Source organism: Arthrobacter sp. AG367 (assembly GCF_007828995.1).
Taxonomy (GTDB): Bacteria; Actinomycetota; Actinomycetes; order Actinomycetales; family Micrococcaceae; genus Arthrobacter.
This window is the reverse complement of record NZ_VIVE01000002.1, coordinates 189,617-204,769: the sequence shown is the minus strand read 5'-3', so window position 1 is coordinate 204,769 and position 15,153 is coordinate 189,617. Positions and strand designations below refer to the sequence as shown.

General features: G+C 66.2%; 16 protein-coding genes. 8 read left to right on the top strand and 8 right to left on the bottom strand.

What is annotated here, in order from left to right:
• Positions 1 to 9: 9 nt before the first annotated feature.
• From FB478_RS07990 to glnT, 3 genes are read right to left on the bottom strand one after another with little or no spacing between them, the layout of a single operon-like run.
• Positions 10 to 741 (bottom strand): protein glxC, encoded by a 732-nt coding sequence (locus FB478_RS07990; protein WP_056391822.1) that lies wholly within the window; start codon positions 739 to 741, stop codon positions 10 to 12.
• Complete coding sequence (locus FB478_RS07985) at positions 729 to 1,637, bottom strand: glutamine amidotransferase (RefSeq protein WP_144600136.1); 909 nt, start codon at positions 1,635 to 1,637, stop codon at positions 729 to 731. The genes FB478_RS07990 and FB478_RS07985 overlap by 13 nt, the downstream gene beginning before the upstream one ends.
• 30 nt (positions 1,638 to 1,667) lie before the next feature.
• The gene (gene glnT / locus FB478_RS07980) at positions 1,668 to 3,068 is read right to left on the bottom strand and encodes a type III glutamate--ammonia ligase (RefSeq protein WP_056391824.1); all 1,401 of its coding nucleotides are present in this window, start codon (positions 3,066 to 3,068) and stop codon (positions 1,668 to 1,670) included.
• Between the two features lie 240 nt (positions 3,069 to 3,308).
• Here glnT and FB478_RS07975 point away from each other — a divergent pair, with 240 nt between their 5' ends.
• The 5 genes from FB478_RS07975 to FB478_RS07955 all read left to right on the top strand — a co-directional run bounded on the left by FB478_RS07975 (position 3,309) and on the right by FB478_RS07955 (position 7,938).
• The gene (locus FB478_RS07975; protein WP_056391825.1) at positions 3,309 to 4,304 is read left to right on the top strand and encodes a LacI family DNA-binding transcriptional regulator; all 996 of its coding nucleotides are present in this window, start codon (positions 3,309 to 3,311) and stop codon (positions 4,302 to 4,304) included.
• A gap of 94 nt (positions 4,305 to 4,398) precedes the next feature.
• Positions 4,399 to 5,568: a Gfo/Idh/MocA family protein gene (locus tag FB478_RS07970; protein ID WP_261377364.1), complete on the top strand. Its 1,170-nt coding sequence runs from the start codon at positions 4,399 to 4,401 to the stop codon at positions 5,566 to 5,568.
• Entirely contained in the window at positions 5,568 to 6,314 is a 747-nt protein-coding gene (locus FB478_RS07965; RefSeq protein ID WP_134165048.1) for a ThuA domain-containing protein, read from the top strand. Before FB478_RS07970 ends, FB478_RS07965 begins: the two co-directional genes overlap by 1 nt.
• Before the next feature lie 158 nt (positions 6,315 to 6,472).
• The gene (locus tag FB478_RS07960) at positions 6,473 to 6,847 is read left to right on the top strand and encodes a cupin domain-containing protein (protein ID WP_018770049.1); all 375 of its coding nucleotides are present in this window, start codon (positions 6,473 to 6,475) and stop codon (positions 6,845 to 6,847) included.
• Positions 6,848 to 6,951: 104 nt separating this feature from the next.
• A complete protein-coding gene (locus FB478_RS07955; RefSeq protein ID WP_018770048.1) occupies positions 6,952 to 7,938 on the top strand; it encodes an NAD(P)-dependent oxidoreductase in 987 nt (328 codons plus the stop codon).
• 20 nt (positions 7,939 to 7,958) lie between these two features.
• Here FB478_RS07955 and FB478_RS07950 read toward each other — a convergent pair whose 3' ends face one another.
• Positions 7,959 to 8,426 carry a hypothetical protein gene (locus FB478_RS07950; protein WP_018770047.1) on the bottom strand — a complete coding sequence of 156 codons (468 nt, stop codon included), beginning with the start codon at positions 8,424 to 8,426 and terminating at the stop codon, positions 7,959 to 7,961.
• On the bottom strand, positions 8,407 to 10,350 hold the full coding sequence (locus tag FB478_RS07945) for a primary-amine oxidase (protein ID WP_144600134.1): 1,944 nt from the start codon (positions 10,348 to 10,350) through the stop codon (positions 8,407 to 8,409). Before FB478_RS07945 ends, FB478_RS07950 begins: the two co-directional genes overlap by 20 nt.
• 124 nt (positions 10,351 to 10,474) lie before the next feature.
• Between FB478_RS07945 and FB478_RS07940 the strand changes: the two genes are divergently transcribed.
• On the top strand, positions 10,475 to 11,080 hold the full coding sequence (locus FB478_RS07940) for a TetR/AcrR family transcriptional regulator (protein WP_144600133.1): 606 nt from the start codon (positions 10,475 to 10,477) through the stop codon (positions 11,078 to 11,080).
• 85 nt (positions 11,081 to 11,165) lie between these two features.
• Positions 11,166 to 11,342, top strand: coding sequence for a CsbD family protein (locus FB478_RS07935; protein WP_018770044.1), 177 nt, complete (start codon positions 11,166 to 11,168; stop codon positions 11,340 to 11,342).
• Between the two features lie 54 nt (positions 11,343 to 11,396).
• Here FB478_RS07935 and FB478_RS07930 read toward each other — a convergent pair whose 3' ends face one another.
• Both FB478_RS07930 and FB478_RS07925 read right to left on the bottom strand, forming a co-directional pair.
• Positions 11,397 to 11,834 (bottom strand): DUF1003 domain-containing protein, encoded by a 438-nt coding sequence (locus FB478_RS07930; protein WP_018770043.1) that lies wholly within the window; start codon positions 11,832 to 11,834, stop codon positions 11,397 to 11,399.
• Positions 11,835 to 11,870: 36 nt separating this feature from the next.
• Entirely contained in the window at positions 11,871 to 12,545 is a 675-nt protein-coding gene (locus FB478_RS07925; protein WP_144600132.1) for a DUF1345 domain-containing protein, read from the bottom strand.
• 185 nt (positions 12,546 to 12,730) lie between these two features.
• On the opposite strand from FB478_RS07925, the gene FB478_RS07920 reads away from it, so the two are divergent.
• On the top strand, positions 12,731 to 13,702 hold the full coding sequence (locus FB478_RS07920) for a helix-turn-helix domain-containing protein (protein WP_144600131.1): 972 nt from the start codon (positions 12,731 to 12,733) through the stop codon (positions 13,700 to 13,702).
• A 41-nt stretch (positions 13,703 to 13,743) separates the two neighbouring features.
• Here FB478_RS07920 and gdhA read toward each other — a convergent pair whose 3' ends face one another.
• Positions 13,744 to 15,081: an NADP-specific glutamate dehydrogenase gene (gene gdhA / locus FB478_RS07915; RefSeq protein ID WP_018770040.1), complete on the bottom strand. Its 1,338-nt coding sequence runs from the start codon at positions 15,079 to 15,081 to the stop codon at positions 13,744 to 13,746.
• Positions 15,082 to 15,153 lie beyond the last annotated feature (72 nt).

The window sequence follows — 15,153 nt, the reverse complement described above, 5'->3', positions numbered from 1 at the left end:
GGGAGCCTCCTAGTAGGCAGTCGAATTGTCGACGTGGAAGTGGTAGAGGTTCCGGGCTGAGCCGTAGCGCTTGAAGTCGGCCGGGTTGTCGGTACGCCCGGCGGCGGCGAGCAGTTCTGCCAGTTCGGCAAGGTGCTCTTCGCGCAGCGGCTTTTCGACGCAGTCCGCGCCGAGGGAGGCCACCGTGCCTTTGACGTAGATCCGTGCCTCGTAGATGGAGTCGCCCAGGGCGTCACCGGCGTCGCCGCAGACCACCAGCCGGCCGGCCTGGGCCATGAAGGCGGACATGTGGCCGATGTTGCCGCCCACCACGATGTCCACGCCTTTCATGGAGATCCCGCAGCGGGCTCCGGCGTTGCCGTCGATGACCACCAGGCCGCCGTGCCCGGTGGCCGCGGCGGACTGGGACGCATCCCCCGTCACATGGACCTTCCCGGACATGATGTTTTCCGCCAGCCCGACGCCGGCATTGCCGTTGATGGCCACGCTCCCCTTTTGGTGCATCCCGGCTGCGTAGTAGCCGGCATGGCCGTCGATGGCCACCGCGATGTCCGCGTCGATGCCAACGGCCAGGCTGTGCTTCCCGCCGGGGTTGGTGACGGTCCAGGACTGGCCGTCTTCGGCGTCGTGGATGGCCTGGTTCAGTTCCCGGACAGAGCTGATGGCCAGGTCAACCACTGCCTGCCCGGCATCGGGGGCGGCCATCGGGGCGAAAGTTTCGGGGGCCGTCAGAGTGACCATGTGTAGACCTTTCCGGGTTCCGGTTCAAAGATGCGGGCGTTGTCGATGCCGGGCAGCCCGGCCAGGGCACGGTATTCGGAGGCCATGGCCACGTAGTCGTCCGTTTCGGCGATGATGGCCGGCTTGCAGGCGATGGGGTCGCGGACCACGGCCATGCTGTCCGCCGTGGTGACCACCAGCGTGTAGAAGCCGTCCAGGACCTTACCCAGGTTCACCAGGGCTTCCTCGAGGGTGTCGCCCTGCTGCCGGCGGGAGGCTACGTATCGGGCGCCCACCTCGGTGTCATTCTCGGAATCGAACACCACGCCTTCGCGCTTGAGTTCCCGGCGGACGGTGGCGTGGTTGGAGAAGGAGCCGTTGTGCACCAGGCAGAGGTCGTCGGCCACGGAAAAGGGGTGCGAGCCCCCGGCGGTGACGGCTGACTCGGTGGCCATCCGGGTGTGGGACAGGCCCTGGCTGCCGGCCATCGCCTCAAGTCCGTGCTCGGCGGCGATCTCCACGGGATGGCCCACGCTCTTCATCACGGCCACGTGTTCGCCACGGCCAATGATGGTGGCGGCGGGCAGGGTTTCGCCGACGGCCTTCACCAGGAGGTCCGTCCCGACGCCGGCACTCACCAGGGTGGTGTCACCCACCACGCGGACGGCTGCTGCCGCGTCCAGCGGGAGGAGGCCGGCCACGCCAGCGGTGATGGCCGCCGGCGTCATTCCCTGGTCCTTGCCCAGGAGGCTGAGGGTGGAGGTACCGGGGGAAACCAGGCCCGGGGTGTTGTAGACGGCCAGGCCGGCCGAGTCCGGTCCGCGGTCCACGATCTGGCAGAGCATGGAGGACAGCAGGCTGCCCATCCGTGGATGCAGCGAGGGGTTGCGCAGCTGCAGCGCGGCGATTCCGCACATGGAAAGTCCTTTTCTTGGATGTGTGGGTTGCTAAATCGAGGTCAGGTACGTGCGGATTTCCCAGTCGCTCACCTGGTTGTGCCAGCTGAGGAATTCCTCTTCCTTGGCGTCCGCGTAGTAGCCGCCGACGGCAGGATCCCCGCTGAGGCTGGCCAGGATCACGGGGTCCTTTCGCAGTGCTTCCACGGCGTGGAGCAGCGTGGCCGGAAGGAGATGCGCGTCGGGTTTGGACTCCCCCGGCCCGGACGGCGGGCCCGGATCCAGAGACTTCTCCACGCCGTCCAGCCCGGCGGCAATGGCGGTGGCGATGGCCAGGTACGGGTTGGCGGAGCCGTCGCCGGAGCGGAGTTCGATCCGCTTGTTGTCCGGCACACGGATCATGTGGGTGCGGTCGTTCCCGCCGAAGGATGCCTTCCGCGGCGACCAGGTGGCACCCGAGGAGCTGGTGGTGGCACCGGTCCGCTTGTAGGAGTTCACGGTGGGGGCGAGGAAGGCCTGCAGCGCAGGGGCATGTTCCAGGATCCCGGCGATGAACGAACAAGCCAGGCTGGAAAGCCCGAGGCCGCGGCCGCCGTCGTCCGTTCCCTCACTGGGGAACAGCGGATCGGAACCTGCCCACAGCGAAAAGTGGAAGTGCAGGCCGGTGCCGGTGCGGTCGGTGAACGGCTTGGGCATGAAGGTGGCGGTCATGCCGCGCTGCCCGGCCAGGATATTCAGGATGTAGCGGAGGGACACCACGCGGTCCGCCGTGGTCAGCGCGTCCGTGAAGTTGAAGTTCTGCTCGAACTGGCCGGCGGCGTCCTCGTGATCGTTCGCATAGTTGCCCCAGCCCAGGGAGTTCATCGCCTCCGAAATGGAGGTGAGGTGGTCGTACATCCGGGTGACGCCGCGGGCGTCGTAGCAGGGGCGGGGCGAATCGTCCCTGTCGTCGGCGGTACTCAGCGTCCCGTCGTCGTTTTTCTTCACCAGGAAGTACTCCACCTCGGCGCCCACCTTGGCCTGCATGCCTTTCTCCGCCAGGCCGGCCAACGTGTTCTTCAGGATGACGCGCGGGGCGTAGGGCCAGGGCTTCCCGTCCACATGCGGGTCGCAGTGGATGATGGCCAGGCCTTCCTTGATGAAGGGGACCGGGGTGAAGGACGCCAGATCGGGAACAGCGATCAGGTCCGGGTCCTGCGGCTTCTGCCCCATCAGGCCCGCGGCATAGCCCGCGAACCCCATGGCGCCGTCCTCGAGTTCAGCCGCGGCCTCCACCGGGACCAGCTTGGCGCAGGGCTTCCCGGTCATGTCCACGAACGTGGCCAGCAGGAAGCGGACGTTGTGGGCACGCGCAATATCGGCCAGGGAGATGGTTGGTTCTTCGGCCGGCGCGGGCGCCTTCAGGCCGCCTTCTGGCATTGGGGTCACAGCAGGGGTTGCGACACTCGTCATCGAACATTCCTGTCAGGGTTGGCGTTAGCTATCAGTAAACCTTGTTGCATCAGATTAGCCAAGGAGTGATTTCGTGCGTCGGACAGGAAGGTTAAATGCATGTTTCAGCCGACGGGAAGGGATGGGCGTGATGGGGCCGCAGCAGCCGGCCCGCCTCACCCGCAACGGCGGCTAAGCTGAAAATCGCAACCACGGGGTGGAGGGCGGCTTAGGCCAGTGGCCGCGGAAGGACGAATCGGAATGGCTCGAGCAACTGTGCAGGACGTCGCCAAAACGGCGGGAGTGTCCGTCGGCACGGTATCGCGCGTGCTGAATGGAAGCCCGGCCGTGAGCGCGTCAAGCAGGGAAAAGGTGGCCGGTGCCATCCGGCAGCTCAACTACCGCCCGCTCGCCTCCGCACGCGACCTGCGCCGCGACCGCACCATGCGCATCCTGGCGCTCTCGAAAAACCTCGAGTCCCCCGTCATCAGCGAAGCGTTCCGTGGCTTCGGTGACGCCGCGGCCTTGTCCGGCTATGTCAGCCTGATCGCCCCGACGTCCGGCGACCTCGAGCGGGAACAGCAGCTCGTGGATATGCTGCGCAACGGGTCCGTGGACGGATTGATCCTGTTTTCCCCCACCATGCCGGACGGCGACGTTGAAGCGCTGGCTGAGCAGCTGAGCGTTGTCCAGGTCTGCGAGATCGTCGATTCCGAGGCAGCGTTCGGTGTATCCATTGACGACCGGCAGGCCGCTTACGACATTACGCGGCACCTCATCGGGACAGGCGCCCGGCGGCTTGCCATCATCGGCAACCGGGCTGCCCGCTCCGGCAGGCTGCGCGAAAAGGGGTTCCGGGAGGCCCTGTCCGAGGCGGGCCTGGCCGCGGAACAGGGCCTGTTCGCCAACGGTGACTTCGATTTCCACGTCGGCCGCCGCCTCACCAGGGAACTGCTGGCCATGGACCGCCTGCCCGATGCCGTGTTCTGCGGCAGCGACACGGTGGCGGCGGGCTGCGTCCGGGAAATCATCGACGCCGGCCTGCGGGTGCCGGACGATGTGGCGGTTGCCGGCTTCGATGATTCCATCCAGGCGGAGATGTGCATCCCGGAGCTCACCACCATCCGGCAACCGGCCTACGACCTGGGCCGCGTGGCCTTCGAAGCACTCCTCGAACGGATGACCGGCCCGGCCCACCGCCGCGGCCGGACATTCCTCCCGCACGAGCTCGTCATCCGGGATTCCACAAAGAACTGACAGGGGTTGACTCCCCGGGGCAGTTCCTGAAAGGATTTTGGAATCGATTCCAAAACCTCTGCGATCCACCCCCAACCATTTTGGAATCGATTCCATGACCCTCACCCCAACGCCGCCCGGAAAAGGAAAGAACCTCGTGAACAACCAGCAAACCCCCGTCCAGCAGCCGCCAGCGCCAGGAGGAAACCCGGAACTGCGCGTGGGCGTGGTGGGCATTGGCTGGGCCGGCCAGCAGCACCTCAAGGCCTATTCCGAGCTGGACGGTGTCCGCATCGTGTCGCTGGCCGGGATGGAGCAGGAGCTCCGTGACTCCCTGCAGGCCGAATACGCCATCCCCAACGCCTTCGCGGACTGGCAGGACATGCTGGACCACGGCGGCCTGGACGCCATCAGTGTGGCAGTGCCCACCTTCCTCCACGCACCCATCGCCATCGCCGCCCTGGAGCGGGGAATCCACGTGCTGAGCGAAAAGCCCATCGCGCGCAACGCCGTCGAGGGCCAGGCCATGGTGGACGCCGCCCGCAAGGCAGGCCGTGTCCTGGACGTCGCCTTCAACCACCGCCGGCGCGGCGACATCCAGGCGTTGAAGGAGGTAATCGACGACGGCGGGCTGGGCCGGCCCTACTACGCCAAGGCTTCCTGGCTGCGCCGCTCCGGCATCCCGACGCTGGGAAGCTGGTTCACCAACCCCGAACTTGCCGGCGGCGGACCGCTGGCGGACATCGGGGTGCACGCGCTGGATTACGCCCTCCACCTCCTGGGCGAACCGAAGGTGCTGGCTGTCTCCGCCGCCACCCACTCGGAGCTTGGCCCGCAGGGCAGGGGTGGCGGCAGCCGGTATACGGCCCTGGCCACCAGCCACGCGTTCGAGGTGGAAGACTTCGCGTCAGCGTTCCTCCGGCTTGAGGGCGGCGGCACACTGCTGATCGAGGCGGGCTGGGCCACCTACCGGGAACAGGACGACCTGCTCGATTTCACGGTTTACGGCACCGACGGCGGCGCGGAGCTCAAGGTGCACGGCGCACCCTTCCCGCCGGTCGGCCAGCTCCGGGTGTTTACCGACAAGGACGGCGAATCCGCAGACTACGTGCCAGCTGTGCTCCCGGGCCGCGCGCATGACGCAGTGGTGGAAGACTTCGTTACGGCAGTGCGCGGCGGCGACGCCGTTTGGGCCGGGCATGACGGCTCCCTCGCGCTCTACCGTGCACAGATCATCGACGCGTGCTACCAGTCCGCACTTGAGCAGAGGGAGGTTCGTCTCTAATGAACGGCAAACTGAGGATCCGGGTGTGGAACGAGGGCGTCCACGAGGCCATCAACGAGCCGTCGCACATCGGGGAGATCTATCCTGACGGCATCCACGGTGCCATTGCGGCAGGACTTCGTTCCTACTTCCCGGACGCTGACATCACGACGGCGGTCCTGGCTACCGACGACCAGCACGGCCTTGACGAGGAGGTGCTTGCGGAGACGGACGTCCTGCTCTGGTGGGGCCATATGGCCCACGCCGAGGTGGGCGACGCCGTCGTCGAACGCGTCCACCGGCACGTGCTTGGCGGCATGGGACTGATTGTGCTCCATTCGGGGCACTTCGCGAAGATCTTCACCAAACTCCTGGGCACCAGCTGCTCCCTCGCCTGGCGCAACGACGGCGGGCGGGAACTGGTCTGGACCGTCAAGCCGTCCCATCCCATCGCCGAAGGCGTGGACAGTCCCATCGTCATTCCCGAACAGGAGATGTACGGCGAACTGTTCGACATCCCGGATCCGGACGACCTGATCTTCATCAGTTCCTTCGCGGGCGGCGAGGTGTTCCGCTCCGGCGTTACGTTCACCCGGGGCAAGGGCCGCATCTTCTACTTCAGCCCCGGCGACCAGGAGTACCCGGTGTACCACCACCCGCAGATCCAGCGGGTGCTGGCCAACGGCGTGAAGTGGGCCGCCCAGCCGGAGCTGGCCCGTTCAGCCCCGGCGGTGACCAACCCTGCCCGGGAGTGGTTCCAGGAGTAAAAGCGTCATTGACATCGGGTCCGTCCGGGAGCACATTGGGAGCGTCGCACACGGGGCCGGCAGGTTCTGGACGGGCACATCCCGCCCTGCCGGTCCCCTTTCCCGGCGCACACAGCCCCGGACGAACTCAATAACCACTCCTTATGAAGGAGCCAGAAATGCCCGCAGTAACGGTCACGGACCTTGCAACCAAATCTTTCGACGAACCCGATGAGAAGCGCCGCCCACCCAAGACCCAGGTGGATGTGGTCAGCATTGGCGGCGCCACCCTTGGCCGGTTCACCTTCGAGCCCGGCTGGCGCTGGTCTGAAACCGTGAAGACGGTGGTCAAGACGGACAGCTGCCAGAACAACCATCTGGGCTTCTGCACCGGCGGCACCTTGACGGTGCAGCTCAACGATGGAACGCAGAAGACCATCCACGCCGGTGACGCCTATTCCATCCCGGCCGGGCACGACGCCTGGGTGGAGGGCGGCGAGACGTTCGTTGGGTATGAAGTCATCAGCGCGGCCGAGTACGCCAAGCCCGCCTGATTCTGCGGAAGCACGGCGAACCGGCAGGAAAGGGAGGTCCCCCAGACCTCCCTTTCCTGCCGCCGGGGCCCTACCGTTGAGGGGAACACGACGATCGGAGAGCAATGAAAGTCACCGTCATCGGCGGCAGCGGCCACATCGGCTCGTTCCTGGTCCCCCGGCTGGTCCGCGCAGGCCACGAAGTCACCAACATCAGCCGCGGCACCAGCGCCCCCTACACGGACACGCCCGAATGGCAACAGGTCCACCAGGTCACCGCGGACCGGCAGGAGGAAGACCGGGACGGAACGTTCGCCGGGCGGGTGTCCGCGCTCAAGCCGGATGCCGTGGTGGACCTGGTCTGCTTCACCCTCGAATCTGCGGCGGCGCTGGTGCACCGGTTGCGCGGCGAGGTGGGGCACCTGCTGCACTGCGGCTCCATCTGGCGCTACGGGCAAAGCCTGAAGCTGCCCATCCGGGAAGGTTCGGATTCCGCCGCAGCACCCTTTGGCGACTACGGCATCCAGAAGAACCGGATCGCGTTGATGCTCAAGGAAGAGACCGCCAGCGGAGGCCTGGCAACCACGTCGCTGCACCCCGGCCACATCGTCGGTCCGGGGTGGCACCCCGTTGGCCCGCTCGGAAACCTGGATCCGTCCGTCTGGCAGACGCTCTCCGCCGGCCAACCCCTCCGGATCCCCGGCAGCGGGGCGGAACTGATGCACCACGTGCATGCCGACGACGTCGCCCAGGCTTTCGAAAAGGCCATCGCGCAGCGGGAGGCGGCCGCCGGCGAGGACTTCAACATCGTGGCCCCCACAGCCCTGACCGTGCGTGGCTACGCGGACATCGCGGCTGCCTGGTTCGGGCACGCCGCCGTGCTGGAGACGGTGACGTGGGACCGCTTCCGCGAAAACACCTCCCGGGACTACGCCGAGTCCAGCTGGGGCCACCTCTACCGCAGCCACTGCTTCAGCATTGAAAAGGCCGCGTCCGTGCTGGGTTATGCGCCCCGGTATGAGCCGGAGCAGGCCGTCTTCGAATCCATCCAATGGCTGGTGGAGCATGAGCGGCTGCACGTCGCCCGGCCCCTGGGCGTCCCCGCGGGCTGACTCCGGCCGGGCGGCACCCGCTAAACGGGCACCCGCCGGAGCCGTGCCACCAGCGCGGCGGCCAGCAGGGCTGTCGCCAATTCCAGTGCGATGACCAGCAGCAGTTCCGCCGCGCCGTCCGCAGGGGCAACGGACGACGGCGGGGCGCCGGCATGGGCGTGCCCCGCACCGCCGGCGGCCAGCAGCAGGAAGGCGTGCACGGCGGCCATGGCCACTGCAGCGGCGGTGACCTGGTGCAGGGCGCCCACGCGGCTGTGCCGCCAGATGTGGACCGCGCATGGCATGCAGATGGCGGCGAGTGCCAGCATGAGTACACTCAGCCACACCCCATGACGGCCGGCAGCGGCCAGCCACAGGTGTGCCGCGCAGCAGACGGCGGTGACCACGGACACCAGCCGCGGATGCAGGACCGGACCCCTGGCACCGGCCCGTCCTGCCGCCGTCGTGCTCCCTGCCGGCGCAAGGAGGTCAGTGGCAGGAGCCACCACTGCCGCCCTCGGTGTGGCAGGCCGCAGCCTGCATGTTCGGATTGGCCGGGACATCCAGCACCGGGCTGCGGTCGAAGAAGCCCTCGGGACGGAGCTTGAAGCCCACGGTGTCCACGGGCATGATGGGCCAGTCCTCCACGCGGGGGAAGTGGGTGAGGCCAAAGGTGTGCCACACCACGATGTCCTGCCCGTCGATATCGCGGTCCTGCGCCACGTAGGCCGGCAGGCCCGCTCCCCCGGCGTGCTGGTTCACGAAGTCGCCCGTGGGGTAGCGCTCGTCCTCGGCGTAGCGGGTGACCCACAGGTCCTTGGTGGCGAACGCGGCCCGGCGGGCGATGGAGGAACCGGGATCCGCCAGCAGGGTGGGCTGGTTGTGGGAATGCAGCTTGTAGCCCACGGGTTCGCCCAGCCGGTTCCGGGAGTCCGGGTTGGAGATGATCCAGGTCCGGCCGGTGCGCGCGTCGGCCTCCCGGACACCCTGTGATTCACGGGCCAGGACGGTGCGCCTGCGGGAGAAGGCATTGCCCCGCTCATTGCCGGGTCCCATGGCCTGGCGGACCACATCCTCCTCCTCCACGCGGTTGGTGAACCCGTCGATGGCCATGTCCAGCCGGGCACTGAAGAGGTGCTGATGGAAGGGCGCGCCCAGCCCGGGTGCCAGCTGCGAAATGTTATCCGAGCCGCCCTCGGGGAAGGCGGACGTGAAGACAATGCCGGTGGCCTTGGCCTCGAATTCGATGGTGCCGTCCAGGTAGAGGTACCAGTAGAAGCCGTAGTCGTAGTTGCCGATGGTGGTGAAGAAGGAAATGACCAGGCGCCGGTTGCGGCGGGTGTAGGTGACGCCGCTCCAGAGGTCCGAGTGCTTGGAGAGGATGCTCCAGTCCTCCTCGTGCATGCAGATGCCGTTGCGGATTTCCCGGGGGTTGCCAAAGGCATCGGAGATGACGGGGCTCAGGTAGGTGATCTCGCCCAGGCAGTCGCAGCCCAGTTCCAGGGAGTTGGCGTACTGGCCCACCAGGTATTCGCCGGTGTCGAAGTAGTTCTGCCAGGACCGGACCGGTGACGGATCACCGTACGGGACCACCATCTCGGCGATGGACGCCCGGTTGATGATGGGCCGCTTCCGGCCGCCGTCCTGGAAGGCAAGGTTGTGCAGGACCACGCCTTCGCGGACATCGAACCCCACATCCACGCTCCACTTTTCCCACTCCACGTGGTTGCCGCCCGTCACCGTGAAGCTGGGCCCCTCCGGCTGGGTAATGCTGATGGGTTTCTGGGTGGTCCGCAGCGGCCCGGTCAGTTCCGGGTCCGTGTAGTTGCCGTGCTCGGCCGGGATGGGCATCACGCCGAGGTCGATCACCTGCGTGACCTCCTTGCTGACCACGTCCACATAGGCCACCAGGCCGTCCACGGGGTGCGCCCAGGCGCTGTCCTCCGGGAACTCCTGGACGAATGCCAGCCCGCGCAGAATGCGCCGGCCCTTCTCCCCGGCATATTCGAAGACACCGGCGGACAGCGGAGCCACGCGGACTTTCTCCACGGCGAGACCGCGGTCCGCCAGCGCCTTGAGCCACCGTTCATCGGTGGCCAGCAGGGACTCCACCACTTCGAATTCCTCCTCCAGGACCGGCAGTTCGCCGGTCACCGCGGTGTCGAGTTCGACGGCGGAGGCCACCTTTTGGTGCGTGGCGGAGACAATGACGTCGCGTGGGGCCGCGCCGGAGACGTCGTGGATGAACACACGGAAGCGGCGGTCCGCGGTTTCCGGAGCCGCGTCGCGGGCGGGATCGAGCAGGCCAAGGTAGGCGATCCTGTGCTGCGGGCCCAGGTGGCCTTCCGCCTGCAGGATGGCCCGAACCTGCAGGATTTCGGCGGCGGTTGCCAGGCCAAAGGCGGAGACAGTTTCGGTTGGGGCAAGCGTCATGGGGGTGAACCTTTGTCCGGGCCGTTTCCGGCCACTGGGTTTATTTTCTATAGTTGTAGAGAATAATCGTCCGTAACATGGCTCACAAGAGGCTGGACCAATATTTTTTCGGGGAGTGGCCGCAGTGCCCAAGATTGTTGACCATGACGAGCGGCGCCTGGAACTGGTGGATGCCACCTGGCGGATCATTGCCCGGCAGGGTCTCGAAGGCGCCACCATGCGGGAGATTGCCATGGAGGCAGGATTCGCCAACGGCGCACTGAAACCCTACTTCCCCACCAAGGACACACTGCTGGAGTTCGCATTCAGCCATGTGTTCAACCGCACCAACCAGCGGATTGCAGAGGTCACGCAGGGCAAGTCCGGCCTCGCCGCACTCCGGGCCTTTTGCCTTGAAGTGCTCCCCCTGGATGAGGAGCGCGTCAACGAGGCACGGATTGTTATCCCGTTCTGGCAGAGGGCGGTCAACGATGCCGAAAAAGCCGGGATCCACCAGCGCTCCATGGACGAATGGTTGGCCGCCATCCGGCGCTACCTGGCGGAGGCGAGGGACAGCAGGGACGTGACCGCCGCCGTCGACGACCACGTCCTGGCCGGCCAACTTTTGAACATGCTTCTTGGCGCGCAGATTGAAGCTGCCCTTGCGCCGGAGGGCAGGACGGACTTCGGACACGCCGCCCAGCTTGAGGGCTACCTTGCGCTGCTCGGCAAAAATCCCGCGGGCAAATGAGCGCCATACTCGAAAGTATGCTTACTATTGAGGGGTCAGGTTCTGGTTCACACCGGAGCGAGCACGAACTGTAAGGAGCATCTCCATGGGTTTGGATGACAAGATTGGCAACGCAGCAGAGAAGCTCGGCGGCAAGGGCAAGGAAGCTGCCGGAAACGCCACAGGCGATGAAAGCCTGAAGGCCGAAGGCCAGACAGACCAGGCAAAGTCGGACCTCAAGCAGGCCGGCGAGCACGTCAAGGATGCGTTCAAGAAGGATTAATCGACGCTCGCGTAATGGGTGCAGCTCCAGCAGGAGCTGCACCCATTGTCGTTTTCAGGGGAATTCGGCTCCGGCGCCTTCGGCGGGCGGCCCGTTCCTCATGTCCCGCAGTTCCTGCAGCAGCTTCAACTGTTCGGCATTGATGTTCATGAGCATTTCTATCTGCGCTGCCGCCCTCACGTCCGTCTCATAGTCATGCTGCGCCATCGCCGAGGCAATGGCATCCTGGCGCTTGGCCGCGATCAGCAGGATGGCCCCCTGCAGGCCGGCCAGCATGGAGAGGAAAAGGTTCAGGAGGATGTAGGGATAGGGGTCCCACGCACTGGTTGCCAGGACGTAGGAGTTCAGGGCAGCCCACAGCATCATGAAAGCCAAAAAGATGCCCACGAAGGGCCAGCTGCCCATCCCGTTCCGGAGGGTGTCCGCGGCCCTTTCGCCGGGGGTGAGCCCTTCCTTGTGCCGCCGGTGCCAGTTGACTCTGATGTCCGCCATGGACCCAGACTATGTCCCGCCAGCCCGGCGGCGCGGCTAGTGGATAAGACCCGACACGAGGTTGATGGTGGTGGCCAGCACGATCGCACCAAGGAGGTATGACAGCAGTGCCTGCCGCAGGACGGTGGAACGGATGGCGTTGGTTTTGAGGTCGGTATCGGACACCTGGAACGTCATCCCCACAGTGAAGGCCAGGTAGGCGAAGTCCGCGTACCGGGGAGGGGTCTCCTGGTTGAAATCAATGCCGGTCCCGTCCCGGTAGTAAATGGCCGCATACCTCAGGGTGAACAGGGTGTGGACCAGGAACCAGGACAAGGCAATGCTGCCCAGGGCCATGGCCACGGTTGCGTCCTTGGTGTAACCCTGGGCATTGGAAGCATCCATCAGGATCAGCCCCACGCCCGCAAAGCTGGCCACCGTGGCCGTGAGCACCAGCGCATCCGAAAAGACCCGGCCCGGGTCCTCACGCAACGCATGGGCCGCGGTGGCGGCGGGCCCCAGGCGCCCAATGACGATCCACACCCACAGCAGGTACGTCACGGACGCAGCAGCCCAGCCAAGAGCGGGTGCGTATGCCCAATTGCCCCAAAAGCCCACCAGCAGGGCGGCAGCCAGGCCCACGCCCAGCATCACCAGCATCCTGAGCCGCGAGTGGTGCGCAGGGGAATTGAAGTTCCGCTTGACGCCCCCGGGGGCAGCTGCTCCGTCCATGGCTCGATCCTGCCACGGGAGGCTGCACCCCACCTGTGAAGCGCACGCCGGATTTACCCAGCGCGGAGCCGCAGTTTTATTTTCGCCAACTGTTGAAAAAAGATGGAGCCGGGGTTAATCTGGACTCACTGTGTCCCACGACACAGCCGGGGGAACGTCACGCTGCATACGTAACGAGGAACACCATGCCAGCAACAGCTCCAACCCGGGCAACGTCCGGACATGCACCGCAGGACCTTGTTTCCAGGGTGGCCGGCTCGTTCGACCACTGGAAGCACCTGGTGGCCGAATCCTTCGTGCCCCTCACAGCGCGGACCGACGACGTGGACGGCTTCCGGGGACAGATGCGTTCGCGGGTGCTGGACCGGATGTCCATCGTTGAAGTCACCGCCAGCTCCCACGAGGTCCACCGCACGCCGGCGTTGATCGCCCAGGCCCACGAGCGCTACTTCAAGCTGAACCTGCAGCTGGAGGGAACGGGCCTGCTGATCCAGGACAACCGGGAAGCGGTGCTTCACCCCGGGGACCTTGCCATCTACGACACCAACCGGCCCTACACCCTCGCCTTCGAGGAACATACCCGGATCATGGTGCTCATGTTTCCCTGCGACGCGCTGTCCCTGCCCACGGATTACGTCGGCCAGCTTGCGGCGGTACGGATGGGCAGCAGCGGCCTCAGCGGCATTGTGGGCCAGTTCATCCGGCAGCTGTCGTCGAACCTGGATGTCCTGAACGGGCCCAGTGGATCCAGGCTGGCCACGAATGCCCTGGACCTGGTGTCCACCATGCTGCATGCGGAAATGGACATCTCCCCGGACAGGATGAAGCCGCAGGCACTCCTGGCCGTGTCGATCCGGGAGTACATCGAGGCCAACCTCTCCGATCCGCTGCTGTCACCGGCGGGAATCGCCGCGGCGCACTTCATCTCCACCCGGCACCTGCACAACGTCTTCCACGAGTCCGGCAGCACAGTTGCCGGCTTCATCCGGAGCCAGCGCCTGGACGGTGCCCGGCGGGACCTTCGGAACCCGCTGCACGCCGGAAAGTCCGTGGGCGCCGTGGCCGCCGCCTGGGGATTCCTGGACGCCGCCCACTTCAGCCGCACGTTCCGGGACGCGTTCGGGGTCTCCCCCACCCAGTGGCGCCGCGGCGGCTAAATCAAGCCCTGCTGGAAAAAGCCCTCCCGGATCAAGCCCTGCTAGATCAAGCCCTGCGCCAACATGGCGTCGGCCACCTTGATGAAGCCGCCGATGTTCGCGCCGAGCACGTAGTTGCCCGGTTCGCCGTATTCCTCGGCGGTTGCCGCGCACCGGTCGTGGATGCCCACCATGATGTCCGTCAGCCGCGCCTCGGTATGCTCGAAGGACCACGCGTCCCGGCTGGCGTTCTGCTGCATTTCCAGGGCCGACGTGGCTACCCCTCCCGCATTCGCCGCTTTGCCGGGACCGAAGAGCACCCCGGCGTCCTGGAACACCGCCACGGCGTCGCGCGTGGACGGCATGTTGGCACCTTCCCCGACGGCCATCAGGCCGCCGCGCACCAGCCGGGCGGCAGCACCGCCGTCGAGCTCATTCTGGGTGGCGCACGGCAGCGCCACCGAAGCGTCCACGTCCCAGACCGAGCCGCCGTCCACGTAGGCAACGCCCGCCCGCCGCTCGGCGTAGTCCTTGAGCCGCGCCCGCTGCACTTCCTTCACCTCGCGGAGCAGTCCGACGTCGATGCCCGCCTCATCCACCACATAACCGGAGGAATCGGAGCAGGCCACCACGGTAGCGCCGAGTGACTGCGCCTTGGCGATGGCGTTGATGGCCACGTTGCCGGATCCGGAGACAACGACGCGCTGGCCATCAAAGGACGTCCCGCGGGTCCGGAGCATCTGCTCTGTGAAGATCACAGTGCCAAATCCGGTGGCCTCCGGCCGCACCAGTGATCCGCCCCAGGAGATGCCCTTGCCGGTGAGAACCCCGGACTCATACCGGTTGGTGATCCGCTTGTACTGGCCGAAGAGGTAGCCAATTTCGCGGCCGCCCACACCGATGTCGCCGGCGGGGACGTCGGTGTATTCGCCGATATGGCGGTAGAGCTCGGTCATGAAGGACTGGCAGAACCTCATGACTTCGGCGTCGCTGCGGCCGCGGGGATCGAAGTCGGAACCGCCCTTGCCGCCGCCGATGGGCATTCCCGTCAGGGCGTTCTTGAAAATCTGCTCAAAGCCGAGGAACTTGACGATCCCGAGGTATACGGAGGGGTGGAAGCGCAGGCCTCCCTTGTACGGGCCCAGGGCGGAGTTGAACTCCACCCGGAAGCCGCGGTTGATCCGCACGCGGCCGGAGTCGTCCGTCCAGGGGACCCGGAAGATGATCTGGCGCTCGGGCTCGCAGAGGCGCTCCAGGATCGCGGCTTCCAGGAATTCGGGGTGGCGGTCGTGCACCGGGCCCAGGCTTTCAAAGACCTCCACCACCGCCTGGTGGAATTCTGTTTCCCCCGGGTTCCGTGCCAGGACGGTGTCCCTAATGGCTTCCAGCCGTGCGTCCATGAACTTTTTCCTTACCGTTGCGCCGGGGCAGGAGCGACCGCCAGGCAGGCAACATCGCCCCGATAGGTTTAC